Source organism: Halorubrum lacusprofundi ATCC 49239 (assembly GCF_000022205.1).
Taxonomy (GTDB): domain Archaea; phylum Halobacteriota; class Halobacteria; order Halobacteriales; family Haloferacaceae; genus Halorubrum; species Halorubrum lacusprofundi.
In genome coordinates this window covers 556522-581698 of sequence record NC_012029.1, presented here as the reverse complement: position 1 = coordinate 581698, position 25177 = coordinate 556522, and the positions used below count along the sequence as shown (strand labels likewise).

At 68.4% G+C, this 25177-nt stretch carries 25 protein-coding genes; 11 read left to right on the top strand and 14 right to left on the bottom strand.

The window, feature by feature from the left end; all coding sequences use genetic code 11:
- The first annotated feature begins 34 nt into the window (after positions 1-34).
- The gene (locus HLAC_RS02775) at positions 35-505 is read left to right on the top strand and encodes a Rieske (2Fe-2S) protein (protein WP_012659796.1); all 471 of its coding nucleotides are present in this window, start codon (positions 35-37) and stop codon (positions 503-505) included.
- On the opposite strand, the gene HLAC_RS02770 is transcribed toward HLAC_RS02775, so the two are convergent.
- Positions 502-948, bottom strand: coding sequence for a DUF5788 family protein (locus HLAC_RS02770; protein WP_012659795.1), 447 nt, complete (start codon positions 946-948; stop codon positions 502-504). The two genes, HLAC_RS02775 and HLAC_RS02770, sit on opposite strands and share 4 nt — an antisense overlap.
- A gap of 111 nt (positions 949-1059) precedes the next feature.
- Between HLAC_RS02770 and HLAC_RS02765 the strand changes: the two genes are divergently transcribed.
- Entirely contained in the window at positions 1060-1800 is a 741-nt protein-coding gene (locus HLAC_RS02765) for a YkgJ family cysteine cluster protein (protein ID WP_012659794.1), read from the top strand.
- Between the two features lie 49 nt (positions 1801-1849).
- Here HLAC_RS02765 and HLAC_RS02760 read toward each other — a convergent pair whose 3' ends face one another.
- The 3 genes from HLAC_RS02760 to HLAC_RS02750 form a co-directional block, all read right to left on the bottom strand.
- Complete coding sequence (locus HLAC_RS02760; protein WP_012659793.1) at positions 1850-2755, bottom strand: dihydrodipicolinate synthase family protein; 906 nt, start codon at positions 2753-2755, stop codon at positions 1850-1852.
- 245 nt (positions 2756-3000) lie between these two features.
- A complete protein-coding gene (locus tag HLAC_RS02755; RefSeq protein WP_012659792.1) occupies positions 3001-4101 on the bottom strand; it encodes a bactofilin family protein in 1101 nt (366 codons plus the stop codon).
- A 35-nt stretch (positions 4102-4136) separates the two neighbouring features.
- Positions 4137-5663: a cytochrome P450 gene (locus tag HLAC_RS02750; RefSeq protein WP_012659791.1), complete on the bottom strand. Its 1527-nt coding sequence runs from the start codon at positions 5661-5663 to the stop codon at positions 4137-4139.
- Positions 5664-5756: 93 nt separating this feature from the next.
- Here HLAC_RS02750 and HLAC_RS02745 point away from each other — a divergent pair, with 93 nt between their 5' ends.
- Both HLAC_RS02745 and HLAC_RS02740 read left to right on the top strand, forming a co-directional pair.
- The gene (locus tag HLAC_RS02745) at positions 5757-6404 is read left to right on the top strand and encodes a helix-turn-helix domain-containing protein (protein WP_049933171.1); all 648 of its coding nucleotides are present in this window, start codon (positions 5757-5759) and stop codon (positions 6402-6404) included.
- A gap of 60 nt (positions 6405-6464) precedes the next feature.
- On the top strand, positions 6465-6881 hold the full coding sequence (locus HLAC_RS02740; RefSeq protein WP_012659789.1) for a TRAM domain-containing protein: 417 nt from the start codon (positions 6465-6467) through the stop codon (positions 6879-6881).
- Between the two features lies 1 nt (position 6882).
- Here HLAC_RS02740 and HLAC_RS02735 read toward each other — a convergent pair whose 3' ends face one another.
- Both HLAC_RS02735 and HLAC_RS02730 read right to left on the bottom strand, forming a co-directional pair.
- Positions 6883-7650, bottom strand: a complete 768-nt coding sequence (locus HLAC_RS02735; protein ID WP_012659788.1) for a class I SAM-dependent methyltransferase — start codon at positions 7648-7650, stop codon at positions 6883-6885.
- 155 nt (positions 7651-7805) lie between these two features.
- Complete coding sequence (locus HLAC_RS02730) at positions 7806-8198, bottom strand: PPOX class F420-dependent oxidoreductase (RefSeq protein ID WP_012659787.1); 393 nt, start codon at positions 8196-8198, stop codon at positions 7806-7808.
- Between the two features lie 152 nt (positions 8199-8350).
- On the opposite strand from HLAC_RS02730, the gene HLAC_RS02725 reads away from it, so the two are divergent.
- The 4 genes from HLAC_RS02725 to HLAC_RS02710 all read left to right on the top strand — a co-directional run bounded on the left by HLAC_RS02725 (position 8351) and on the right by HLAC_RS02710 (position 11014).
- Positions 8351-8623 carry a MarR family transcriptional regulator gene (locus tag HLAC_RS02725; RefSeq protein ID WP_012659786.1) on the top strand — a complete coding sequence of 91 codons (273 nt, stop codon included), beginning with the start codon at positions 8351-8353 and terminating at the stop codon, positions 8621-8623.
- A 124-nt stretch (positions 8624-8747) separates the two neighbouring features.
- Positions 8748-9821, top strand: a complete 1074-nt coding sequence (locus HLAC_RS02720; protein WP_012659785.1) for a glycosyltransferase — start codon at positions 8748-8750, stop codon at positions 9819-9821.
- A 61-nt stretch (positions 9822-9882) separates the two neighbouring features.
- Positions 9883-10701, top strand: coding sequence for an imidazole glycerol phosphate synthase subunit HisF (gene hisF, locus HLAC_RS02715; protein WP_012659784.1), 819 nt, complete (start codon positions 9883-9885; stop codon positions 10699-10701).
- Between the two features lie 118 nt (positions 10702-10819).
- Entirely contained in the window at positions 10820-11014 is a 195-nt protein-coding gene (locus HLAC_RS02710; protein WP_012659783.1) for a DUF7511 domain-containing protein, read from the top strand.
- Positions 11015-11432: 418 nt separating this feature from the next.
- Here HLAC_RS02710 and HLAC_RS02705 read toward each other — a convergent pair whose 3' ends face one another.
- The gene (locus HLAC_RS02705) at positions 11433-13583 is read right to left on the bottom strand and encodes a DUF7997 domain-containing protein (protein WP_049933167.1); all 2151 of its coding nucleotides are present in this window, start codon (positions 13581-13583) and stop codon (positions 11433-11435) included.
- Positions 13584-13686: 103 nt separating this feature from the next.
- Here HLAC_RS02705 and HLAC_RS02700 point away from each other — a divergent pair, with 103 nt between their 5' ends.
- Positions 13687-15963: an alpha-amylase family glycosyl hydrolase gene (locus HLAC_RS02700; RefSeq protein ID WP_012659781.1), complete on the top strand. Its 2277-nt coding sequence runs from the start codon at positions 13687-13689 to the stop codon at positions 15961-15963.
- Positions 15964-16054: 91 nt separating this feature from the next.
- Entirely contained in the window at positions 16055-17176 is a 1122-nt protein-coding gene (locus HLAC_RS02695; RefSeq protein WP_012659780.1) for a TrmB family transcriptional regulator, read from the top strand.
- A 96-nt stretch (positions 17177-17272) separates the two neighbouring features.
- Here the strand turns inward: HLAC_RS02695 and HLAC_RS02690 are convergent, their stop codons facing one another.
- The 6 genes from HLAC_RS02690 to HLAC_RS02665 form a co-directional block, all read right to left on the bottom strand.
- Entirely contained in the window at positions 17273-18112 is an 840-nt protein-coding gene (locus tag HLAC_RS02690; protein WP_012659779.1) for an FAD-dependent oxidoreductase, read from the bottom strand.
- A 228-nt stretch (positions 18113-18340) separates the two neighbouring features.
- Entirely contained in the window at positions 18341-19588 is a 1248-nt protein-coding gene (locus HLAC_RS02685) for an ABC transporter substrate-binding protein (protein WP_012659778.1), read from the bottom strand.
- A gap of 138 nt (positions 19589-19726) precedes the next feature.
- Positions 19727-20617: an ABC transporter ATP-binding protein gene (locus HLAC_RS02680; protein ID WP_012659777.1), complete on the bottom strand. Its 891-nt coding sequence runs from the start codon at positions 20615-20617 to the stop codon at positions 19727-19729.
- A complete protein-coding gene (locus HLAC_RS02675) occupies positions 20618-21790 on the bottom strand; it encodes a FecCD family ABC transporter permease (RefSeq protein ID WP_012659776.1) in 1173 nt (390 codons plus the stop codon).
- A complete protein-coding gene (locus HLAC_RS02670; RefSeq protein WP_012659775.1) occupies positions 21787-22758 on the bottom strand; it encodes an FAD-dependent monooxygenase in 972 nt (323 codons plus the stop codon). Before HLAC_RS02670 ends, HLAC_RS02675 begins: the two co-directional genes overlap by 4 nt.
- Positions 22755-24041, bottom strand: coding sequence for an ABC transporter substrate-binding protein (locus tag HLAC_RS02665; protein ID WP_012659774.1), 1287 nt, complete (start codon positions 24039-24041; stop codon positions 22755-22757). Before HLAC_RS02665 ends, HLAC_RS02670 begins: the two co-directional genes overlap by 4 nt.
- 253 nt (positions 24042-24294) lie before the next feature.
- Here HLAC_RS02665 and dpsA point away from each other — a divergent pair, with 253 nt between their 5' ends.
- Positions 24295-24840, top strand: a complete 546-nt coding sequence (gene dpsA / locus HLAC_RS02660) for a DNA starvation/stationary phase protection protein DpsA (RefSeq protein ID WP_012659773.1) — start codon at positions 24295-24297, stop codon at positions 24838-24840.
- A 21-nt stretch (positions 24841-24861) separates the two neighbouring features.
- Here the strand turns inward: dpsA and HLAC_RS02655 are convergent, their stop codons facing one another.
- Positions 24862-25176 (bottom strand): amphi-Trp domain-containing protein, encoded by a 315-nt coding sequence (locus tag HLAC_RS02655; RefSeq protein WP_012659772.1) that lies wholly within the window; start codon positions 25174-25176, stop codon positions 24862-24864.
- Position 25177: the final 1 nt, after the last annotated feature.

Here is a 25177-nt window from a genome sequence, read left to right as displayed (position 1 = left end):
GAAGCTTCAAACGCGACGCCAGTTAGAAATACGTATGGATGCAGACCGTCGGATCGCCGCCGTCGACGAGGTGCCCGAGGACAGCACGCTCCTCGTGACGCTGCGGCCGATCGACCCCAAGAGCGTCGACGACGGCGAGGGCGACGTGGGCGAGTCCGAGGACGGGACGCCCGAGGCGGAGGCGATTCTCACGCGGGCGGCCGGCGAGGTGCGCGCGTTCCGCAACTACTGTCAACACTGGACCGACGTGCGCCTCGATAAGGACGACGGGGCGTTCGTCCGCAACGGCGAGGTGTTCTGCCAGAAGCACGGCGCCACCTTCGAGGCCGACGGCGGCTACTGCAACTTCGGTCCCTGCGAGGGGGCCGTCCTGGAGTCGGTCGACGTGACCGTCGACGGCGACGCGGTATACCTCGTCGACGACGCCTACGAGTTCGTCCGGCTCGGCCACTCGAACCGTGACGGCGACAGCGGTGACTCGCGGATCGACTTCACGGGGAATTAGAACCGCGTCCGACCGCGTGTCCCGCCTGCACTGTCCCGTCCGAGCGCCTTTTTGAGGAAGCTCATCCAGCGCTTGCGGTCGGCCGCCTCCTGCCGCTTCGCCTCCGTCTCCGGAGCGGGCGCGTCGAGCCCCTCCAAGGCGTCGAGCGCGCGGTCGATCCCGATGATCGACGCCGCCAGCGCCTCGCCCTCGGCGTAGCTCACCTCGTTCTCCTCGATGGGTTCGAGCCGTTCTAAGCGCTCGCGCCGGAGGTTCCGCTTCGCCTGTTCGACCCGCTCGCGCTCGCCGGGCGGGACCGTGTCGCGGCGCTTGATCTCGAAGACGAACGACTGCAGTTCGATCGGTTCGCCTTGGATCTCGATTGCCTCGGGGATCTCCGCGCCCACCGTCGCGGCCTCGCGGTTGACGCGTTCGAGGAGCCCCTTCCGTTCGTACTCCTTCACGCTCGCTCGGTAGGGGCCGGTCGCACTTCGCTCCTTCGCCGGGCGCGCCCCCGAACGCCAACGCAACTCTCGAATGGACGATGTTAACCCGACCGCGCCGCAAGCGATCCCATGGAATCGCTCGAAGCCGAGCTCGATGGCGCCCGCGACCTCGACCCCGGCGAGCTCGCCGACGCCATCGAGTCGATCGGCTTCGAGTGCACGCGCTGTGGGGGCTGCTGTACGGGCTACGCCCCCGATGAACCGGGCGGTGCGCCGGCGGGGGAGGGGGCGGACGACCCCGCCGACCGCGAACCCCACACGGCCACCGTCTTCCCGGACGAGGTCCGCGAAGTCGTCGACGCCGCCGAGGTGCAGTTCGGCGAGTCGTACGACTGGCGCGACGCCGCCCGCCCGATGCCCTTCGGACTCTCAGAGGGCGACGACGGCGAGCCCGCGGGTGAGACGTTCGAGTGGGCGCTCGCGACCGACGACTGCGGCGACTGCACCTTTTACGAGGAGACGGGCGGGCAAGGGGCCTGCACGGTCCACGACGCTCGCCCGCTCATCTGTCAAACCTACCCGTTCAGCGTCGCGCTCGACGGGACGAGCCAGCCGATGGGCGAGGCGGTCGACGCCGAGGGTGCCGTCCGCGCCCACGAGTGCGAGGGGCTCGGCCGCGATATCTCACGCGAGGACGCCGAGGCGCTGGCCGCGGCGCTCAAAGAGCGCGCGGTCCGCGAACTGGAGGAGGCGATCGGCGTCCGCGACGGCTACGACCCGACCGCCGGAGAGCGCTCCGACGGCGACGTGGTCGTCTTCGACTCCGAAGGGGCGAAAGCGGCGGACGGGACACCGATCGACGGAGACTGAGCGACCCCCCGGCGACCGCCCGGTAACCGCCCGGCCACCGCCCGGAGACTCACACCGCGTCCAGCGCTGCGTCGACATCGGCGGCGATCGCCTCGCGTGCCGCCGCGTCGGGAAGCGTAAGCGGCGGGCGGACCCGGGGGTCTGGAATGAACCCGCGGTGAGTGGCCGCGACCTTCGCGGCGGGCGCGAAGCCGTGGTCGCCACATCGGGCGAAAAGCGGGGCGATCGCCTCCCGGTGGAGCGCCAGTGCGCGGTCGTCGTCGCCGGCACGGAGCGCCTCACCGAGCGAGACGAAGACCTCGGGGATCACCTGCGAGAGCGCGTTGATCCCGCCGTCGACGCCGAGTGATGCGCTCGGGTAGAGCAGGGCGTCGACGCCCTGGAAGACGGTAAACTCCTCCGAGGTCCGGTCGATAGCGGTATCCACCGCCGAAATATCGCCGCTGGTGTCTTTCAGCCCGACGACCGACTCGTGTGCGGCGAGGTCGGCGACGACATCGGGGTCGATCGACTCGCCGACTGTCGCCGGGATGTCGTACAGATAGATCGGGAGCGGGGCATCGTCGGCGACCCGCTCGAAGAAAGCTCGCTGACCGTCGGGATCCGTCGAGGTGTGGTAGTACGGGAGCGTGATGAGCCCCGCGTCGGCGCCTGCCTCGGCGGCGAATCGGAGCCGGTCGCGCACGCCCGAGACGGTCGTGTCCGCCGCGCCGGCAATCACGGGGACTCGACCATTGGCCGCCTCGACGGTGGTCTCGACGGCCGTTCGACGCTCCTCGTCGGTGAGGCTGGCGAACTCGCCGGTCGTCCCGCAAGGGACGATCCCGTCGAGGCCGGCGTCGACGATGGTCTCGACGTGGCTCGCAAGTGCGTCGGCGTCGAAATCGTCATCGGCGTCGAACGGCGTCACGATCGGGGACGAGACGGCTCCGTGTCGGAATTTCGGCTCCCTCATAGGGGTCGGTTCGACGGGCCGCGAGAAAGGGCTTGGTCCCGTGGCGGCGGTTGCCGGAAGCGAGAGGAAACACGGGGCGGGGCGGGAAAGGATGGGGCAGGCCGGGGAGGGCCGGGGAGGACCGGAGCGGGCCGGGGAGGGCCGAAGCGGGCCGGGGAGGACCGGAGCGGGACGGGCCGGACTGGGGCGGAACGGCACGGATCGAGGATGAGGGGAATTGGGACGGAGATGGAACGGAGCCGCAGTCAGTCCATCTCGACCGGGTCGCTGTCGGAGACGATCGCGTCGTCGCGTCCCCGGTACCGGCCCCAGAGCGCGAGCGCGAGCGCGCCGAGTCCGAGCAGGAGGACGAGCAGGTCGACGAGTTCACCGATCCACGGAACCAGCCCGATCAGGGCGACCCCGACGACGCCGAGCAGGAGCGCGACCCACCGGTTCGGGCTGTCGAGTCGGTCGAGCACCCACGATCCGAGGGCGTACCGACCGTACACGGATCCGATCCAGAGCGCGACGACGTAGGCCACGATCCCGACGAGCGCCAGCGGAATACCGACGATCGTGATCGCCACGAGGGCGAGGAAGATTGGGGTAGCGATCAGCGCGAGGAGCCCGACCCCGCCGCTGGCGAGCGGTCCCTCGCTGACCCGATCCGCGACATCGTCCGAGAAGCGAGGGAACGCGAGCAGGAGGACCGCGCCCAGCACGAGGTTGACGGCGACGCCGTACGCAGACCCGAACCACAGCGGAACGAGGTCGCCCCCAAAGCCGACCCCGGTGTCGCCGCGGAGGCTCGTGTCCTCCACGACGCCACCGGCGACGGTCGCGTCCGGGCTCTGGGTGAACGTGCCGGCGTCGTACCGGAACTCGCCGCCGACGTCCGCGTTGGGACCGATAACGACCGAATCGGCGGCCGCCCGAACGTCTCCGCCGACAGCGCCGTCGACGCTGATCGAGCCCGCGCCGGCGTCGAGCGAGCCGTCGATTCGGCCCGTCTCCGTCAGCTCGAAGGAGCCGGCCCCGAGCTCGGCGTTCCCGCCGACCGCGCCGTCGACGACCACGGTTCCGGCGGCGACCTGAACGTTTCCGTCGACGCGGCCCGTTTCCGCGATCCGGATCAAGCCGGCCGCGCCGGAGAGGTCACCCTCAACGGTGCCGTGCACGACAATCGTGCCGGCCACGCCCTCGACGCGGTCAACCGTCTCACCCTCGTCGACGACGATCGTCCCGGACGCGCCCTGGACCGATTGGGCTGTCGCGAGTCCCGCCGCGAGCGGCGAGAGGAGCGCGACGAGCGCGAGCGCGACGGCGAGACGACGACGACGAGCGGTGCTACTTGAGAGGCTCATGCCTAGAGTATCCGTGTCGGAGCATATATGTTTATTTACCAACTAGTCTTGGACGGCTCGTCTTGGTCGAGCGACTCTGGATCGGACGGCTCGTCTCGCGTGAGGATCCGCACGTGTACCGGTCCGTCCGGTCGGGTGTTCGCGCTCGCCTGCAGCGACAGTTCCTCCGTCACGGGTTCCAGCCGCACCCGACGGAGAATCGTCGCGACCGCGAGCCGGAGTTCCTGTCGCGCGAAGCGCATCCCGATGCAGTGTCGCGGCCCCCCACCGAACGGGAAGAAGGCGTGTTCGGGGTGTTCCCCCACCGCCGGGCCGGAACGGTCGTCGCCGTGCACGACACCGCCGTCCTCGGTCTCACGGAGCCAGCGTTCGGGGCGGTACGTCTCGGGAGCGTTCCACCAGCGCCCGTCGCGGTGGACCGACCACGGTGCAAGCGTGAGCACGACCCCGGACGGGATGCGGTACTCGCCGAGCGCGATCGGCTCGGTCGGCTCCCTGAAAAAGGAGTGGACCGGGGGATACAGGCGGAGCGCCTCGTCGACCGCCGCGGTCAGCGCGGGGCACTCGCGGAGGTCCGCGGGCGTCGGATCTCCGTGGAGTGGTGCGATTTCGGAGCGAATGCGGTCCTGAAACGCGGGGCGGCGCGCGAGACAGTACAGCGCGTACGTCAGTCCGAGCGCGCTCGTCTCGTGGCCGGCGAAGAGGAACGTCACCGCGTTATCGACTAGCTCCTCGTCGTCGAGCGCACCAAGCTTCGCGGCCGCGACGAGGGTACCGAGGAGGTCGTCCGCGGCGCTCGGGTCGGCGGGCGGGCCGGCGGCCCGCCGCTCAGTGACGAGGTCGCGTATCGTCGCGCGAAGGGCGCCGAGCCGGCGTCGGTACCGTCGGTTTGCGGGAGTTGGGAGCCACTCGGGGAGGAACGAGGTCGGACGACTCATGTCGAACCGATCGGTGATAGCCTCGGCCGCCGCCCGAACGGTCTCGCGCTCGCCCTCGATATCGCTTCCGAGCAGGCTCTCCGCGAGGACGGCGAAGGCGTACTCGGTCGACGCCGCGTGCACGTCGACGACCGCGCCGTCCCCCCACGAATCCACCGCCTCGCGAGCGTGTTCGACCATCGAGTCGCCGTAGGCGGCGACCCGCTCGCGGAAGAACGCCGATCGGATCGCCGTGCGCTGCTCGCGCCACGCCTCCCCCTCGGCGAGGAACAATCCGTCTCCGAGGAGGCCGCCGAGCTGCTCACGAGGCATCTCGCCTTTCACGAACCGATCGTGGTCTTCGACGAGGATCCGCCCGATCGCCCCGGGATCGGTCACGAGGTAGCTCTCCGTCCCGAACACGTCGTACCGGACGATCCCACCGTACTCCGCGGATCGGCGTTCATAGAACCCGAGCGCATCGCTCGCGAGCTCGTGGACGTTGCCGAGCACCGGGAGTCCGCCGGGATCTGGCGGCGGCGGAGCATCCGCGACGTCGACGTCGGCGTCGGCGGTGTCGGTGCGTTCGCTACCGCCGGACTGTCGCGCTCGATCGTCGTCGGAGCGGGTGATCGGGTTGCACATAGGTATCAATCGGACCCGTGCGCCGCTGAGCCTTCGCACGGATCAGTCCGTGTGTTTTTAACTTTCAAGTGGTGGGAAGACGCCACGAGCCGTATGCGATACGTTCGCGTAGAGTTCGCGTTTCCGCCGTCGGTCCGACATCCGATGCACGACTTCCTCGACGACGGCGACGGGTGGCGGACCGAGCTGTTGACGTGGCGGCGACTCCCCGACGAGACGCTCGTCACGCTGTTCCGCGTCGTCGCCCCCCGAGAGTGGTACCTCGAACGCCTGCGAACCGTCGACTCGATCGACCGCTTCGAGACGGCTCCCGGCGACGACGCCTTCTACCTCAAGGCGTACGAGCGGCTCGGCGGGCCGCTGGAGACGTTTTTCGATGCGTTCGTCGACACGGAGTTCCTCTCTGTGCCGCCGGTCGTGTACCGATCGGGCGGCCGGCTGTCGTTCGGGCTGATCGGCCCGCCGAACCAGTTGCGGGACGTTCTCTCCGCCGTTCCAGACCCGATCGATGTCACGGTCGAACGGGTCGGGTCGTACGGCGGCCGACGGTTGGCCGGCGCCAACCTCACGGAGCGCCAGCGAGAGGCGCTTTGCGCCGCGCGTCGCGTCGGGTACTACGACGTGCCCCGATCCGGTTCGGTCGCCGACGTCGCCGAGGCGATCGAGTGTTCGCCGTCGACGGCCGGCGCCCACCTCCGCAAAGGAGAGGCGGCGCTCGTCGACACCTATCTGGATGGCTGATCCGAGGATGTCGGCGGTACAACTATACTGGTCCGTCTCCACGTTTCGCTGGAGTCTACTATGGAGATCTCAGAGAAGCTCCTTTGTCTGTTCAGCGCCGATGTTCGCGAGGAGGACGGCGAGTACGTCGTGGAGGTCCCGCGACGCGAAATCGAGACCGGATCGCTGGAGCCGGGTGAGACGTACCGCGTCGCGCTCATCTCACAGGGCGAGTCCGAAACGGCCGGGACGACCGACGAGGGCGTCGATACCTCGGCATCCCGCGCTGACGACGGGCCGCAGCCACCGGTCGAGCCCGGGGAGATGCGCTACGTCGAGATCGAGGATCTCGGCAAGCAGGGCGACGGGATCGCCCGCGTCGAGCGGGGGTACGTGATCATCGTCCCGGACACGGAGGTCGGCGAGCGCGTTAAGATCGAGGTAACGGAGGTCAAATCGAACTTCGCGGTCGGTGAAGTCGTCGAGAAGGCAGTCTAGCTCACTCGGCGCCCGCGTTGTTTTCGCTGTCTACAGAACCCCCAGACCCATTTTTGCCTGCGGGGACCCGAGCGTTCCAGTAGGAGACGGACGCCACGTAATCTCCCGGTATCGTGTTGCCGACGAGCTCGTCGAGAGCCCGGAACGGTTTTGCGACGGGGCCCGGAAGCTCGCGGTAGAACCCGTACGGGAGCACGAAGTCGTGTTCCTCACCGGAGAGCGTCAAATCCGCCTCGCTGAGCATGGCTGCGACCTGGCGCTCGGAGTAGAGTCGGGACCCCATCGGGAGGAGCCAGGTGTACAGCGTCCGCAGGCTGCGGCTGTTGAACGTGTCGAAGAACACCTGATCGGCGCTGACGCGGCACAGCTCTGCGAGGAACGGCGCCGGGTCGTCCATCAGGTGGAAAAACCGCATCGCGACCACCGTGTCGAAGTGGTCGTCCGGGAACGGGAGCCGGGAGGCGTCGCCGCGGACGAACTCCACGGTGTCTGAGAGTCCCGCTTCGGCCGCCTTCTGGCGCCCCTGTTCGAGCATCTCGCGGGAGATGTCGATTCCGACGATGTGGGCACCCTGGTCCGCGAGCATCGTCGTGAACCGGCCGGTGCCGCAGGCGACCTCGAGTACGCGGTGTCCCTCCTCGATCGGTCCGAGCGCCGAGAGGACTGCTTCCTTCTCGCGCTGATCGATGAGCTCCCCGCCGCCTGAGAACCGTACGTCCTCGTATTCTTCCGCGACCTCGTCGGCCTGGTACCAGTCCTGTCCCTTCACGTTGTCCGTACTGCACACCCGACCGACAAAACCGTACTGGATACGGTCGGCGTTTGCTCGGAGACGACGGGGGTGACGACCGGGGACTGGACAGCGATTCGATCGAGGGATTGGTCGACAATTCGATCGACGGGGCGGTCGCCGAGTCGACCCGATCACCCACTCGTCGTAACGTTCTCAGCCGGAATCTTCACCAACACTCGCGGGCCGGACTCCTCGCCGTGGTGCGGGTACTCGTCGACGTCGAAGTACCGTCGCGCGAGCTTGTCGATATGCTCAATCGCTCCCTCCTCGGTGAGCTCCGCCTCGCCGCGCACCGAGACGTACCGGTACGGGTCGGTCGGGTCGAGCACGCTCACGCCCACCTTCGGATTCCGGCGGACGTTCCGCTCTTTCTGGCGGCCACGAGCCGTGTTAACGAGGACGTACTCGCGATCCTCGTGGTCCACCCACACCGGTGTCACGTGCGGCGTTCCGTCCGGCATCACCGTCGCGAAGTGGGCGTACGATTCGGCCTCAAAGATGTCGACGTGTGACTCGGGGATCATCGGCGAACCGTACGCGCCGTCGCGTCAAAATATGCCTGATCGATCGGGATTGATGGTTGATCGAGATGTGATATTAACACATTATATTATTCCAATCAAATTGCCCTATATGTAGCCAACCTTTACCAATAGGCGCGGGCTCGACATGAGATATGAGTACCAGTCACGCGGAGACCGCTGACCAGGACCGCCTCTCTGAATCCGAGTACCGCGACCGCTTACGCGAGCTCCCTCCGAGCGCCAAGCTCGTTGCGAAGGTGCTGGAGGGCGACGCTCCCCTCTCGCAGGGCGGCCTCGCCGACGAGTCCCTGCTGCCCGACCGGACCGTCCGCTACGCGCTCAACCGCTTGGAGGAGGAGGGGCTCGTCGACTCCCGCTACAGCTTCAAGGACGCGCGCAAGCAGGTGTACTACCTGACCGTTTGAACGACGCGTTGATCGGCTGAACGCCAATCTGACCGTCCGAACGTCCGCCCGCCTGCCTGCGGCTCGGCCGCACGGCCGGTGCGCACGGAGTCCTTTTTAATCCTTGGTCCCGACACCACACCGTATGGACCTCTCGGTCGTTGTTCCCACCCTCAATGGGCGGGATCGGTTAGCCGCCTGTCTCGACGCGCTGGCGGCCCACGCCCCCGAGGCGGAGGTGATCGTCGCTAACGGCCCCTCCGCCGACGGCACCACCGGGATGGTGCGGGACCGCGACGACGTGGACGTGCTGGTGGAGATCTCCGACCGCACGGTCAACGTCGCCCGCAACGCTGGTATCGAGGTCGCCACCGGCGACATAGTCGCTCTCGTTGACTACGACAACCGGATCGGAGAGGGGTGGCTCGACGCGGTTCGCGCCGGGCTCGACGACGCGGACGTTGTGACAGGACCAGTGACCCCGATCGAACCGGAGCAGGGAGGACGCGACGGTGAAGCGTCCGCCAACGGGGAACGCATTGTGCGCGACGACGAGCACGACGACGAACGCGACGACGAGCACGACGACGAACGCGACGACGAGCACGACGACGAACGCGACGACGAGCACGACGACGAACGCGACGGCCCGGAGCGCCGGACGATCGCGGGCACCGAGGTGACCTACTTCGAGGGGGGCAACGTCGCCTTCCGGCGCGAGGCGCTCCGGGACCTGGACGGCTTCGACGAGTATCTCCGCACGGGCGGCGCGCGCGACGCGGCGCACCGGCTGGCGCAGATGGGACGAACCGTGGCGTGGCGCGAAGACCTGGCGGTCACCAAGGCGCTCCCGAGCCCGACGGCGGCCGACTGCGGGCGCACCGCCCGCGAGTGGGGGTGGAAGTACCGAGCGCTCGCGTACCGCCTCTTGAAGAACTACGGGGTCCGCCCGACCGTCGTCGCGCGGGCCGGGACGCACGCGGCGACGGACGCGTTCGGAGCCGCCGGCGACGTGATCCGCGGCGAGTCGACCCCGTCGCGGTGGGTCGCCACCGGCCGCGACGTACTCGTCGGCCTCGCCGGCGGGAGCTCCGACGGCCTCGTCGCGCGGAGCCGCGACCGGAGCCCGGCGCGGAACCCGAACGGTATCTCGAAGCGCGCCGACCGCGCCGTCGCGAAGTACGACCGACGGGAGCCGAAGAGGGGGACGGAGGAGTGACCCCACACCGAGAGCGACCCCGCGCCTTTTAACCTCGGCGGCCGCCAACGACCGGTAACGAATGGGACTCACGAAGCGGATCATCCCCTGTATCGACGTCGACCTCGACGCCGACGGGGACGCGGCGGTGTACACGGGCGTCAACTTCGAGAATCTGGAGTACACCGGCGACCCGGTCGAGCTAGCGAAGAAGTACAACGCCGCGGGCGCCGACGAGTTCGTCTTCCTCGACATCACCGCGAGCGCGGAGGGTCGCGAGACGATGCTCGACGTGGTGAACGCGGTCGCCGACGAGTGTTTCATCCCGCTGACGGTCGGCGGTGGCATCCGCACCAAGGCCGACATCAAGGAGACGCTCCGCGCGGGCGCGGACAAGGTGTCGATCACGACCGGCGCCTTAGAACGCCCCGAGCTCATCGAGGAGGGCGCGGCGGCGTTCGGCAGCCAGTGTATCGTCATCTCGATCGACGCCCGTCGCCGGTACGACGACGCGGGCGAGCACTTCTACGAGGACGACGACGGCGAGACGGTGTGGTTCGAGTGCACCAAGAAGGGCGGCCGCGAGGGCACCGGCATCGACGCCGTCTCGTGGGCGAAAGAGGCCGAGGAGCGCGGCGCCGGCGAGCTGTTCGTCAACTCTATCGACAAAGACGGAACGAAGGACGGCTACGACATCCCGCTGATGAAAGCGGTGTGTGACGCCGTCTCGACGCCCGTTATCGCCTCCTCGGGCTGCGGGAGCCCAGAGGATATGTACGACGTGTTCACCGAGGCGAACGCCGACGCGGGGCTCGCCGCCTCTATCTTCCACTTCGGTGACTACTCGATCGAGGAGACGAAGAAGTACCTCGACGAGCGCGGCGTGCCTGTGCGGTTGTAGCCGAACAGGCGTCAATCCTACTCGGAAGTGAAATAATAGGTGTTCACAACCATCGTTGTTTCCAATAGTATCGATCGAAATCAACAGTTATTATGTGATGCCGAGCGAATCGCGACGTATGTCCACGTCATCGACGCGCATCCGTGCCGAGCGGCCGGATCTCGTCTGTAAGCGGACTGACGGCGACTCCGACGGGAACTCCGACGGCGAGGAGGTGACGTTCTTCGAGCGAGACCGCGATCCCGACGAGCGGACGACCCGGTGGATCACGGTCCGAGCGGCGGACTGCGTACCGGAAGACGAGTGGCGATAAGTTCGGTGTAGATCGGTTTTTACGCGTGTCGGTGGGACGCTGTGTCTATGAGTGGCGAGTGCTCAGTGTGCGTTTATAAGTGACAGACCTAACGACGACGAGCATTTCCAAAGCCCCAGGCGTGAGGACTCGGTGCGGTCGCTGCGGTCCTCGATCGCTCGCTTTGCTCGCTCTCTGCGGTCCTTGCGTCCCGCGCCGTCGTCCTCACGCCTGCCCCTTTGAGTCCCACCCGTCCACACAGCACCGCCTCACACCTCCCCAGCCTCGTCGGTCGCCTGCGGCGACCGACTCCCTCGCGCGGCGCCGTTCGCGGCTTAAAAGCCGCTCATGGGCGCACGCCACCGCACCGCACTTATAAATCCGGATCTCAGCCGCTCGTCCGCTTTTAAATACTGCAACGAAACCGCGACCCGTCGCCTCAGTCGTCGGCGACGGCGCGGTCGGTAAACTGGGGAAGCTCGTCGTCGAGCAGCGCCACGGTCGCCAGCCGGATCGCGTGGGGCCACCCGAGCGGCGTCGCGCTGTCCGGCGTTCCGTCGTCGAAGAACTGCTCGGGGAGATAGCTCGTCGGCTCACAGAGCGTCCCGCCGGGCGAGACGTGCGCGAGCAGCTCCCGGGCGCGTTCGACCATCTCGGCCGCACGCGGGTCGTCGCGGTCAGCGAGGAGGACCGCCAGCTCGGCGCAGGCGTTCGCGCCCCACGCGGTCGAGACCGTCCATACCTTCTCCGAGAGCTGGCCAGCCCGCCGCCAGCCGTCGCCCTCGTACCGGATCAGTCCGGAAATCTCGTCGCTCTCGTGAGCGAGCCCGTCGACGACCGTCTCGACGTGCGAGACCAGCCGGTCGAGTCGCTCGGCGTCGACAGCGCCGCTATGGCCTTCCGCCTCGCCGTCGCCGCCGAGCGCGTCGAACGAGCGGTGCGCGCTCGCCAGCGCCAGCGTCGAGGAGTCGAGCCGGTCGTCGGTCGTGCCCTCGGGCGTCTCGCGGAGCGCGTAACAGCCGCGTTCGGGCACCCAGAGGTCGTCGAGAGCGTCGTACACCCGAACTGCTTGGTCGCGGGCGTGTGCGGCGAGGTCGTCCGGGAGGATGGCGGGGTCGAGGTCGCGGCCGGGCGCATCCGCGTCCCCGTTCCGATCGAGCGCGCTCGCGTCCAGCCCGTCGCCGTGAAGCGCAAGCTCGCTGTACGCCTCTAAGAACGTCGCGGTCGTGTGCGCGAATCGCCCAGCGCTGTCCTCCCACGCGTTCTGGCAGACGACGGGGCGGCCGTCGGCCGCGAGGGTCTCGTCGAGTCCGGCGAGCGCGGCGACGAGAGTCGCGTCGAGCTTCTCCACGTCGACTCCCGCGGCGCGAGCCTGCGCGAGGTAGGCGATGACGCTGCCGGTCTGGTCGGCCTGGTAGTCAACGTCGGGGCCGTCCTCGATGCGCGCGTTCGCCCAGCCGGGCGCGAGCGCGCCGTCCCGGGGCCACACCCGGTGCGGCCACGACCCGTCGGGGCGCTGGGTGGCGACGTACATCTCGGCCGAGCGGGCGTGCCAGTCGTCAAGCCCGAGTCCGATCCGGTCGTCGGCGCCGAGCACGAACGTCGATATCTCCGCGTCGTCGCGGAACCAGGTGTAGCCGTAGCCGCCGGAGGTCGCGTAGAAGGGGTCGAAGTCGGGGCCGGCGATCCGGAGCCCGGATTCGGCGGAGAGCAGCGAGAGCACCCGAAGGTCGGCGACGACCGACTCCTGGGCCGGGACCGACTCAGGGACCGAGGGAATCGTCTCGCCCGCGGCCGCAGCGAGCGCGTCGGGGTCGTCAAGGGTGTCGAACAGCTTCGCGAGACGGTCGCGGGCGGCCTCGCGCGTCGTCTCCTCGCGGTCGGTCAGCAGGGTGCCGACGGTCGCGACGCCGTCCTCGAAGGGGGCGTCGACGATGACCTCACCGGAGAGACGCTCTTCCTCGTAGCGGTCGCCGTCGCGGTCGCGGGGGAGGTCGGTAGGCGCGTCGTCGAGCAGCTCGGGGAACGTCGTCGGGAGCTGGCCGCGCAGGTCGGTAAAGCCGGTGTCGCTCGCGAGGAAGTCGTGCTCGTCGGCGTGGTACACCTCGATGGCGTCGTCGTATCGGAGCTGCCCGACCCGGTTGTCGCGCCCGTCAGGCGCGAACCGGGCGTACACGACGAGCGAGAGGTCGGCAGGGTCGACGTTCGCATGCCCGTCGTCACCGACATCGATCGTCACGCGTGTGAGGTGGGCGTCGCCGAGCGTCACGTCGTGACGAGTCACGGTCGCTCGGTCGGTCTCGTGGACGGTCTCGATCAGGGTCGTATCGCCGACGTAGCGCTGCTGGGTCTCGACCTCGTCGAGCCACGTGACCTCGTCGCCGACCGCGAGGCCGACGCGCGAGCGGACGAGTCCCGTCTGACCGGTCAGCGGGTAGCCGAAGTCGCGGAGTTCGCCGTCGGCGTCGACGTGGACGAGCCGGCCCTCCCCGCCGGAGAACCGACCGGTGACCGTCCGGCGTTCGCCGGGGAACCGGGTGTCGTGCCCGGTGTTACGCTTGTAGTCATCGAGCGCGTCGCGGAGTTGCATTACGCGAGTAAACGGCCCCTCCGTGTATGAAGGTTTGGTGTAATTATTGTTCATCTATTCCCAGAACGGAAACCCTCAAGCCGAGGCGCCGCCGGGAACCCGTATGCACGAACCCGGCCCGCCGCGCACGACGAGTGTCGGCGAATCCGTCGAGCTGGCCCCGCGGAGCCCCGATCCCGACGGGACCTACGAGTGGACCCTCCGCGACGCGCCGGCCGAGAGCGACGCGCGCGTGGACGGGCAGCCAGTGAGCGGGAGCAGTGATGACGGGGAACTCCTCGTTCCCGGCGAGACGAGCCGACCGGACGCACCGGTCGTCCACCTCCGTCCCGACGCCCCCGGAACGTACGTCCTGACGCTCGACGCCCCGGACGGAACGCACCGCCAGCGGGTGCGCGCGTACCCCGACGAGCGGCAGTCGGTCGAACTTCGCGTCCCCGCCGCGGACCTCCCGGTGGACGACGGCGACGTGGACCGCGTCTCGGTGATGTGGCCCCACAACGACCGCCTGCTCGCGCGCGACCGTCCCGAGCGCGACGGCGACGATTGGATCTACGAGGTCCAGATTCCGCCGGGTCGCCACGGGTTCAGCTTCGTCGCCAACGACGACCCCGGCAACGAGCACCGCGACGAGGTGACCGTGCCGGGTCCGGGGCGCCCGCGCGTCTCGATGTCGGCGACCGTCGTCGAGGGTGGGGAGGGAGAGGGGGACGCCGACGCCTCATCCGTCCGGATCGTTGCCGACACCGAGGCGCCGCCCGACCTCGACGGCGAGGGCGATGCCGGGAGACGCACCGGCGAGTCCCCCGTCGCCGTCGACTTCCTCGTCGACGATCGCGATGCGGACCCCGAGACAGTCGCGCGGATCGAGTCGCTGGCGGCGGGCGACACACTCACGATCCCGCTTGCGGAGCTTTCCGACGACCTCTCTGGTGGGATCCGGGTCCACGCAGTCCCGAACGCCGACCGGTACGGCGCGGCGGAGACGATCCGGATCGAGCGGGACGAAGAGGGGGCCGTGGGCGCCGGCGAGGGCGGCTCCGTGACCGTTTCCGACCCCCATGCACCCCCCGAGTGGGCCGACTCGCCGACGATCTACGAGGTGTTCGTCCGGTCGTTCGCCGGCGACACGCTCCCGACGACGTTCCGCGAGATCGAGCGTCGAGTCCCCTACATAGAGAGTCTCGGCGTCGACACGCTCTGGCTCACGCCCGTGCTCGCCTCGCCGACGGAACACGGCTACCACGTCACCGACTACTACGACACCGCCGCCGACCTCGGCTCGCGCGAGGCGTTCGAGTCCCTGGTCGCGGCCTGCCACGAGGCGGGGATCAAGGTCGTGTTCGATCTGGTGATCAACCACACCTCCCGCGATCATCCCGTCTTCCAGATGCACGCCGCCGGCGTCGACGCGTACGCCGATCACTACCGCCGGGCTGACGGCGACTTCGACGTGACAGACACCGACTGGGCGGAGCTGGCAGCGGGCGATATGCCGGAGTACTACTTCAACTGGCGCCGGATCCCGAACCTCAACTTCGACAGCCCGGCGGTCCGCGAGTGGCTGCTCGACGTGGTCGACGAGTGGAGCGCGGTCGTCGACGGCTTCCGCGCCGACGTGGCGTGGGGCGTGCCCCACGGCTTCTGGAAGGAGGTCAGTGAGCGCGTGCCCGACGACTTCCTCCTGCTCGACGAGACGCTCCCCCACGACCCCTTCTACGGCGAGGGGGAGTTCGACGTCCACTACGACACCTCGCTGTACGACGCGCTCCGGGATGTCGGGGCGGGCGACGCGCCCGCGGACGCGATCGCCGACGCGTTCGCCCGCGCCGAGTGGCTCGGGTTCGACGACCCGGGCGTCCAGATGCGCTACGTCGAGAACCACGACGAGGAGCGCTACCTCGCCGAGTACGGGCGGGAGGCGCTGAAGGCGGCCGCCGCGACCGTCTTCACCCTCCCCGGCGCGCCGATGATCTACGCCGGACAGGAGCGCGGCAACGAGACGTACCGCGGACCCGTACGCTGGCACGACGGCGACAACGACCTCACCGACTTCCACCGCGACCTCGCCGCGCTCCGCGAGCGCGAGCCGCTCCTCCGGGACGGCGCCGTCGACTTCGAGGGCCGCGCCGCTGACGTGTCGGTCGTCGACGGCGATCCCGAGCGCGTAACGGCGTACGAGCGAACGCCGGCGACGGACGATTTCGAGGGCGACGATCACGACGCGGACCCCGACCCGCTCCTCGTCGTCGTCAACTTCGCAGACCGGCCGGTGACGGTGGAGGTTCCGGCGGGGTTCGAGACCGACCTGTTCGCGGGTGACGGGTCTGGCGCGGTCGACGAGGGAGTCACGGTCGAGAGCGTCGCCGTCCTCCGGTAGGGCTGTTCGGGCGATTCGCAGACGCACACGACGCGTTCGCCGCCGTGTTCCTCCGACCCTTATAAGTAATCCCCTCGCGCATCTCCGCCACATGGACGACCGGACGCTGAACGATCTTCTCCGCCGGTTCGGGCTCTCGGACAAGGAGGTCGACACGTACCTCAGTCTCTTGGCGCACGGGGAGGCGAAGGCGAGCACCGTCGCAGACGCCGCCGGTGTGTCGAAGCGCTACGTCTACAGCGTGAGCGAGTCGCTCGCTGAGCGCGGCTTCGTCGAGGTAAACGACCACGTCGTGCCGACGACGATCCGCGCGAACCCGCCGGACGAGGTCATCAACCGCCTCCGTTCGGACGTCGACGCGATCCGCCCCGGGTTAGAGGAGCGCTTCTCGCGGGTGGAGCGGCAGACCGAGCAGTTCGAGGTGATCAAGTCCCGCGTGACGGTGATAAAGCGGATCCGGTCGCTGCTCGCGGACGCGGACTCGGAGGTGACGCTGTCGATCGCGGCCGGTCACCTCCCCGAGATCCGCGACTCCCTCGTCGAGGCGGTCGACCGCGGCGTCTTGGTACTGCTCATCGTCTCCGGCGCCGACGAGGTGCCGGACGACATCGATGAGGGACTCGACGGCGTCGCCAGCGTCGTCCGGACGTGGCGCGAGGCGATGCCGACGCTGCTCACGGTCGACTCCGCGGCCGGCGTCGTCGCCCCGCCCGAACTGCTGCGCCGGTCCAACACCGACCGGCAGGCGATCCACTTCTCACAGGAACAGCTCGCGCCGGTGATCGTCGGCTCGTTCCTCGGGAACTACTGGCCGGCCGCGAACGAGATCGCGACCGCGGCGCCCGCGCCGCTCCCGGTCGAGTACGCGAACTTCAGACACACCGTACTGCAGGTGACCCTGCGCCTCCGCGTCGGCGAGATTCCCCGCGTCACCGTGGGCGGCCGGTGGACTGACCGCGACGAGCCGGCCGAGATCAGCGGTCGCGTCGTGGAGTCGAAACAGGGAATGGTGGAGCCGACGACCAACGAGTTCCCAGTCCAACACTCGCTCGTCGTCGAGACCGACGACGGCAAGACCGTCACGGTGGGCGGGCAGGGGGCCTTCGTTGAGGACATCGAGGCCGACCTCGTTCGGATCGAGGAAGACGACGGAGACCACGAGGAGGCGGACGCGGGAGAGTCCGACGAGGCGGACGGAGCAGACGGCGTCTGACGGCGAGACAGCAGCGGGCTCGGTGACGACCCCGCCACCGCGGCCCTCGAACCGGATCCCGACCGCCGACACCGGTCGGTCACCCCCTCTCGCGACTCACTCCTCTAAGCTCGGGTGCGTTTCCTGCGGGTCCGGGTGCGGCGCCGCGAACCGTTCTCGGATCGCTTCGCGCGACGCTTCCTCGCGTTCGCGGCGCTCGGCCGCATCGATCTCCTCGCAGCCCGGCGGCACCTGCCGGCCCCGGTCGGTGAAGTACCCCTCGGGTGCGACCCAGTCGTGGTAGAACCCTCGTTCGTCCTCCTCTAAGATCGTCACGCCGACCTCGGCGCCGTGGCCCGCGCACACCGCGGCCTGATGCGGCTTCTCCGCGAGCCGGCCGGCCGCGTACAGCCCGTCGACGCCGGTTCGGCCGCGCTCGTCGGTGTCGACGTACGACTTGCCGCGGTCGAGGATACCGACCCCCTCCACGCCCTCGAGGTAACCGACCTCGTTTTTCGTCGCGGCGACGACGTGCCGGGTTCGGGTCGGGTCGCTGGGGTCGCTGGGGTCGTCCGCGTCGTCACCGTCGACCTCAACGACGAACCGGGCGTCGTCGACCGCTTCGTCGCCTCCGGTTTCGACGCTCTCGCCCTCACCGACCGCCGCCACTCGCGTCGCACGGCCGTCGAACCGGTCGGCGCCCGCGGTCGCGGCCTGCTCGGCGAGGAGGTCGAGCAGGCGCCGGGCGTCCACGCCCAGCGGGAAGCCCGGGAAGTTCTCCAAGTGCGCGTTCCGCCGCAGGAGCGACCCGCCGTCGTCGATTACGAGAGTGTCGAGCCCCTGCCGGGCCGTGAACACGGCCGTCGAGAGGCCGGCGACGCCGCCGCCGACGACGACCACGTCGCGGAAGTCGTGCGAATCGCGCTCTGAATCGCTCGGTGTCCGGTCACCGCTCATCGGTCGATCCCCCGTGCGAGTCGCGAGTCGTCGCTGTCGATCGCCATACTCGTCGGCACGCGCGAGCCGTCGTAGTCGCTTCGGTCCGGGACCGACTCGGTTCCGGCCGCTCCCGCGATCCCGTGGCCGGGGCGCTGCGTTTTATCGGCGCACCCAAACCGGTCGCTCCACCGTAATAAACGGCTCGTCGCGGTCGGCGGCCGCGACCGCCCACTCGCGGGCGCGCACCTACGGGTCCCCGTTGATGACGTCCGCGACGCGCTCGCGGTCGAACAGCTGTTCGTCGGTCGGAATCTCCGGATACGGGCCGGACTCGTACCGCGGCCACGCGCCGAACGCGTCGGGGTAGAGCTGCTTCGCCGTCATCTCCAGCTGGAAGAGGTTCAAGATCGGTCCCTGATACCGGGCGCCTTGTGGATGGACGCGGTCGTTCTGAACCGCCGTGATCTCAGAGCCGACGGCGTCCTCCTCGAAAGCGGTGCGCCGCCCAGCCATGTCCGTTCCCGGCTCCATACCGCCGAGGTATAAGATTACGTCGGGGTCCGCCTCGAGGATCGTCTCGAAGTCGACGACGGTGCCGGACTCGACGCTCCCCTCGAACGCGTCTCGCGGCCCGAGCGGGCGTGTGTGTGACGTGAGGAACCCGGGGTTGCTCAGGGTGTACGCGTAGATGCTCTCGATGTCGGCGGCGGCGATCATGATCGCGGTCGGGCGCTCCTCCTCCGGCGGCAGGTTGTCCTCGATCGTCGACAGGAGTTCCTCGCGGACCGCTGCGAGCGCTTCGTAGCGCTCGCGCTCTCGGAACGCCTCGGCGACGATTTCGAACTGCTCCCACAGCCCGTAGTACTGGTAGCCGTCGGCCCACTCCTCGGCGGGCTCCTGATGCCGGTCGCTGAGGGAGTTGCCGAACCACGGCGAGACGTTCTCGGCGATCTCGTCGATGTCCGACCGCTCCCAACCCTCGACCTGCGTCACCCACGCCGGGTCCGCGAGGTGGATGTCGCTGTCGAGCTCGTACAGCTTCTCCTTGTCCGGCTGCCACGAGGAGTAGAGTCCCGACCAGTCGAGCGAGACGCCCGGCAGGCGCTCGACGTACTGGTTCCAGAGCCCGTCGTAGTAGTCGGGCGCGTGCAGCGCCGTGACGTCGTTCCCCCGGCCCAGCGCGAACGCCATGTCCGCGTGATGGGTGAGCCGCGTGAACACCGTCTCCGGCGGCGACTCGAAGATCACCTCGCCCATCGGCGAGATCGACGCCGTGTAGCTCGCATCGGCGGCGTCCTCGGTCTGTGACTCCGCCCGGTCGTCGTCGGTCGAACCGGTGTCGGTCGTGTCGGCGTCGGGCGAATCGGAGTCGGACGAACCGGCGCCGCCGCCGTCGGTGCAACCGGCGAGTAAGCCGCCGAGAGCGACAGTGCCGCCGTACTTGGCGAACGCTCTTCGGGTCGATGCTCTGCGTACCGCGTCGTCTCTGGGCATATTTTTAGGCGGGCCTAAAAATATATAGTCGTTCCGGTCTTTAGGCCCACCTAAAAGCGACTCGCACGGGTTGTCAACTAGCGAATCACGGTCAGCAACGGCGATCGGCAACTCTCCGACGGGCGTCCGTGTGCCGGTCTACTCTGTGTCTTCGTGTCGCGCCCGAAGCGGGGTGACGCGCGGGCCGTTCTCGGTCTGTACCACGTCGGCGTCGACGCGGAACACGTCCGCGAGCAGGTCCTCGGTGACGATCTCCTCGGGGGCGCCGCGGGCACGGATCTCGCCGTCCTTGAGCGCGACCATCCGATCCGCGAGCCGGGCGGCCTGCTCGATGTCGTGGAGCACGACGACGACGGTCACGTCGCTCTCGTCGCGCAGGGTTTCGATGATCTCCATCACCTCCATCTGGTGGTGTAAATCGAGGAACGTCGTCGGCTCGTCTAAGAGGAGTACGTCGGTTTCCTGTGCGAGGACCATCGCGATCCACGCCAACTGTTTCTGCCCGCCGCTGAGGCTCCCGACCTCGCGCTCGCGCAGGTGGCCGCAGCCGGCCAGTTCGATCGCTTGCTCGACGGCGCGCGCGTCCTCGTCGGTCGTCCGCTCGAAGAACCCGCGGTGCGGGTACCGACCGTGGTACACCAAGTCATCGACCGTGATGCTGTTCGGCGAGGTGCTCTCCTGCGAGAGCAGCCCGAGCTTCCGGGCGAGCGCCTTCGTGTCCATCGCATGCACGTCGCGGCCGTCGACCATCACGGAGCCGTCGTCCGGCGCGAGCTGCGTCGCCAACCCCTTCAACAGGGTGCTCTTCCCCGAGCCGTTCGGGCCGACGAGGGCCGTGACCGCGCCGGGCTCGGCCGCGATCGACTCGCCGTCGATGACGGGAGCCGGTGCGTTCGGATACCCCAACACGAGGCTCTCGGCGTCGAGAGCGCTCGCGTCTCCCGCGCCGACCGAATCGACCGTCTCGCTCGCGTCGGTCGTTCCGCTCGGTACCTCCGAATCCGTCGCGTTCGCGTGTTCGGTAGACATTCAGAGCTCACCCATGTTCTGCTGTTTGCGCATCAGGTACAGGAAGTACGGGCCGCCGACCAGCCCGGTGACGATCCCCACCGGGATCTGCGAGTCCGCGCCCGTGATCACGCTCATCCCGAGTCGGGCGCCTACGTCAGCCCCGACCATGAGCGCGGGGCCGACGAACAGACAACCGACGATCACCCGCTTGTAGTCGCTGCCGACGAGGTTTCGCACCATGTGGGGGACGATCAGTCCCACGAAGCTGACGATCCCCGCCACCGCGATGCTGGCGGCGGCCGCCAGCACGGCGACGCCGGAGAGCGCGAACCGCACCTTCTCGATCGACATCCCGAGCGACTTCGCGGTCTGTTCGCCCAACAGGAGGAGGTTCAGCTGGCGCGATCCGGCGATCGACAGCAGCACCGCGACGATCGTCCACGGCAGCACCAGTCGGACCTGCTCCCAGTCCGTCCCGGTCAGCGAGCCGGTGGTCCACTGGATCGCCGACTGGACGACGCCGATGTCGTCCGCGAAGAAGAACAGCCCCGTCTGGAGGCTGCTGAACACGGTCCCGACGATCACGCCCGCGAGCACGAGTCGAACCGGGCTCGTCCCGTTCTTCCACGCGATCGCGTAGACGACCAGGAACGCGACCGCGCCGCCGAGCGCCGCGATCAGCGGGAGGAACGCCGAGAGTCCCCCGAACACCACGAGCGTCAACAGGATCATCAACCCCGCGCCCGAGGAGACGCCGAGGATGAACGGGCTCGCGAGCTCGTTTCTGGTGACCGCCTGGAAGATGGCTCCCGAGACGCCGAGGTTCATCCCGACGATGGCGGCGACGAACACCCGCGGGAGACGGATGTTCCAGACGATGAGCGTTCCGTGTGCCAGTTCGGGGAGCTCCCCTTGAAACCCGGTGATCGAGCGCATCAGTCCCTCGCCGACGAAGAAGTTCAGCAGCCAGCGGGGATCGAGGAGGACCGCGGGATCGAGAACGGCGCGCCACGCCTCACCGACCGTCATCGAGTACGCGCCGAAGCTGATCTGTACGAGCCCGGCGACGACGACGACCGCGACGCTCGCGAGCGCGACAGAGACCAACTTGGGGTCGAACAGCCACCCGATCCGCCCCTCCGACGATCGGCGGGCGGCGTCCCCGCCGGCGACCGACCCACTGTTGCTCATCGCGCCCTCGCGCCGTACGCGGCGATATCTTCGTCATCCATTGCGTCGAGCAGGGCCTCGGCGCCGTGTGCGTCGACGACGGCGCGCGGGTCGAGGTGATCGGCGAGCGCGCGCCCACCCTCGGCCGCTTGTTCCTCGGCCTCGTCGGCGTCGACGTACGACGCCAGCGTCTCGTCGATAGCGGCCTCGCGAACGCGCGCGAACCGCTCCGACTCCGGATCGACCGGGGCGTCGGCGTGGCGCTGGTCGAACCACTCGACCCACCGATCGCGGTCCGCCCACTCCTCCTCGCGCTCGGCCTCACGGCGTACCCAGTCGACGTCCTCGGCCGCCGCGGGCCACCAGCCATCGTCGATTCGCGCGTCGGTGACGACTCGCCGGGCGACGCGGGCACCGCGTCCGGCCGCCGTGATCGCCTGTCGGTCGGCCTCGGAGGGCGAGGCGACGTAGAGCCCGTCGATCGGCGTCGTTCCGTCGGGATCGGCGTACTCCCGATCGAAGTGCTCGCGAGTCTCGCCGCCGTGGTCGTGGGTCTCGAACATCGCCGCGTCGTCGTCGAGCCCACGGAGGTACTCCCCGTCGTATCGGGTCGCCGCTACCACGCAGCGGGTGGCGACCGGCTCGCCCTCCTGCGGGGTGACGCGGAAGCGCGCTTCCTCCGTGTCGTCAGTCGCCCGCGATTCGACTGACTCGACGAGGTCGCCGACGAGCTCGCCACTCGCGCGCTCGACGTGGTCGTGCATCAGATCGTATAACGTCTCGACGTCGATCCCGCCGGGGAAGCCGAGGTAGTTCCCCAGATGCGCACAGCGCGCGATCGACGACCGACCACGGTTGAACATGGCGACGTCGATCCCCTCGCGGGCGAGGAAGACGGCGGCCGAGCAGCCGGCGGGGCCGCCGCCGACCACGACCGCCTCGTAGTCAAGACCCGTGACGACCGCGTCGCGATCGACGCCGCCGCTCATTCCGCCTCACCGGTGACGATCCCAGCGACCCGGTCGCGGTCGAAGAGCCGTTCGTCGTCGGGGATATCCGGATAGCCGTCGCCGAGTTCGTAGGCCGGCCACTCACCGAACCGCTCGGGGAACAGCTGTTTGGCGGTCATCTCGATCTGGAAGAGGTTCATGATCGGCCCCTGTACCGGGTTCCCCGAGGGGTAGAACCGGTCGTTCTCGATCGCGGAGAGTTCGCCGGCGACCGGATGGTCGGCGAGTTCCTCGCGGACCGCAGCCACGTCGTAGTAGGACTCGACTCCGTACTGGTGGAGAATCACGTCGGGATCGACCTCCAGTAGCTGTTCGTGGTCGTAGGCGGTCTCGTAGGTCACGTCGTCGGCGCCGAACGCGTCGACCACGCCGAAGGGGCGCACGTGGGCGTTGGCGAATCCTGGGTCGTCGAGCAGCGAGGGGTAGTAGGTCCCGTCCATGTAGAGGAGGGTGCCGACCGTCGGGCGCTCCTCCGTCGGCGGGAGGTCCGCCTGCACCGTCTCGATCAGGTCGTCGTGGACCGCCGCGAGCGCCTCGAAACGCTCCGACTCCTGAAACACGCCGGCGACGCGCTCGGTGATCTCCCAGAGGCCGTAGTACTCGTAGTCGTCGCGACACGGCTCCGGCGGCTGAGAGTTCCGGCGACTGTAGACGTTGCCGAACCACGGCGCGACGTTGTCACGAACCTCTGCCATGTCGCCCTGGTCCCATCCGTCGAAGGAGACGAACAGGCATGGATCCGCCAAGTGGAGGTCGGAGTCGAGCTCGTAGAGCAGCTCCCGGTCGACCGAGATCCCGCCGCCGGAGCCCGTGTTGAGCTGTCGGACACCCTCCCGGTCGAACGCGACGCCGCCGAGTTCGGCGTAGTAGGCGTCGAGCGTGTTCCCGCCGGCGTCTGCGTCGAAGCCCAGCGAGTTCACCGCGTCACCGTGACCGAATGCGACCGCCATGTCCGCGTACAGCAGGCTGTAGACCATCACGTCCTCGGGGACCGCATCGAGCGTCACCTCGCCCACCGGCGCCATCTCGACGGTGTACGAGCCCGCAGAGCCGCCGTCGTCCGTCTCCTCGTCCTCGGAGCCGTCCGCCCCCTCGGTCTCGGCGTCGTCTGAGCCGTCTGCGCCGTCGGAGTCGCCGTCCGAGCCGGAACCGCCCGACCCGCCTCCGAGACATCCCGCGAGCGATCCGGCCCCCGCGACCGCGCCCCCGAACCTGATCACGGTACGGCGCGTCGGCGCGCTTCGGTCCGCGTGCTTTCCCATATGGTTTAGGCCTCCCTAAAGCATTAAATCGCTTTCGAATCTTAGGGTAACCTAAATCGAGAAGACCAGCGAGCACGCGCTCTCGCCGCGCCGATCCATCGACCGATCAAATAAATATAATACAACAGATATATATTCGGAATGCGACGCTTATAGAGAATCTACCTCCGAGATGAGAGAGTTTTAGGCCGTACGAAAAAATGTTTTCATATTGATGGGTTATAAGTAGATAGGGAGCGTACGAGGTAGTGTTATGAGCACGCAGAAGGAAACGCGACAGCGCGCCGGCACCGTCGAAGAGAACGCACTCAGGCTCGAATCGGAGAAGGCCGAACAGATCATCGAGGCGCTGAACGTCGACCTCGCGGACGCGTACACCCTCTACCACCAGCTCCACAAACACCACTGGAACGTCGAGGGCGCGGAGTTCCGCGACGTGCACGTGTTCCTGCAAGAGGTGTACGAGGATGTCGAGGCGGCCGCCGACGAGGTCGCCGAGCGGCTCCAAGCGCTCGGGGGCGTCCCGCACGCCAGCCTGACGACGCTCGCGGAGAACGCCACCGTCGAGCCGGAGGACGAGGACGTCTACGACATCCGCACGTCACTCGCGAACGACCTCGAGATGATGGGCGACATCATCGAGAGCTACCGGGAGCACATCGAGCTCGCAGAAGGGCTCGGCGACTACGCGACCGCCGAAATGCTCCGTGAGCAGCTAGAGGGCATCGAGGGGCACGCCCACCACATCGAACACTACCTCGAGGACGATACGCTCGTTGTGGAGTCCGCGACGAACTGACCAGTCAAAACCGGCTACGCCTCAGCGAACGTCTGGCGCTGTCTGGTCGGTCCGACCCGGCAACGTCACTTCGATTTCTAACTCCGGTTCGCCGACCCCTTCGAAGTCGATCTCGAGCTCCACGGGCTCGCCGAATGCGAAGGGAAGCTCCCACTCGTCGGTTGCGAGCCGTAGATCGTCGCCGTCGCGGAGCTGCTCGCCGAGGGCGATCAGGAACTCTCCGGCCTCGCTCACATCGAGACGATACTCCTGTTCGAAGTTCCGCCCCGAGATCACGGTCGGCCCATCGTCCGCCGCTGACGACGCCGACCCGTCTGGAGGGGATTCGTCCGTCATC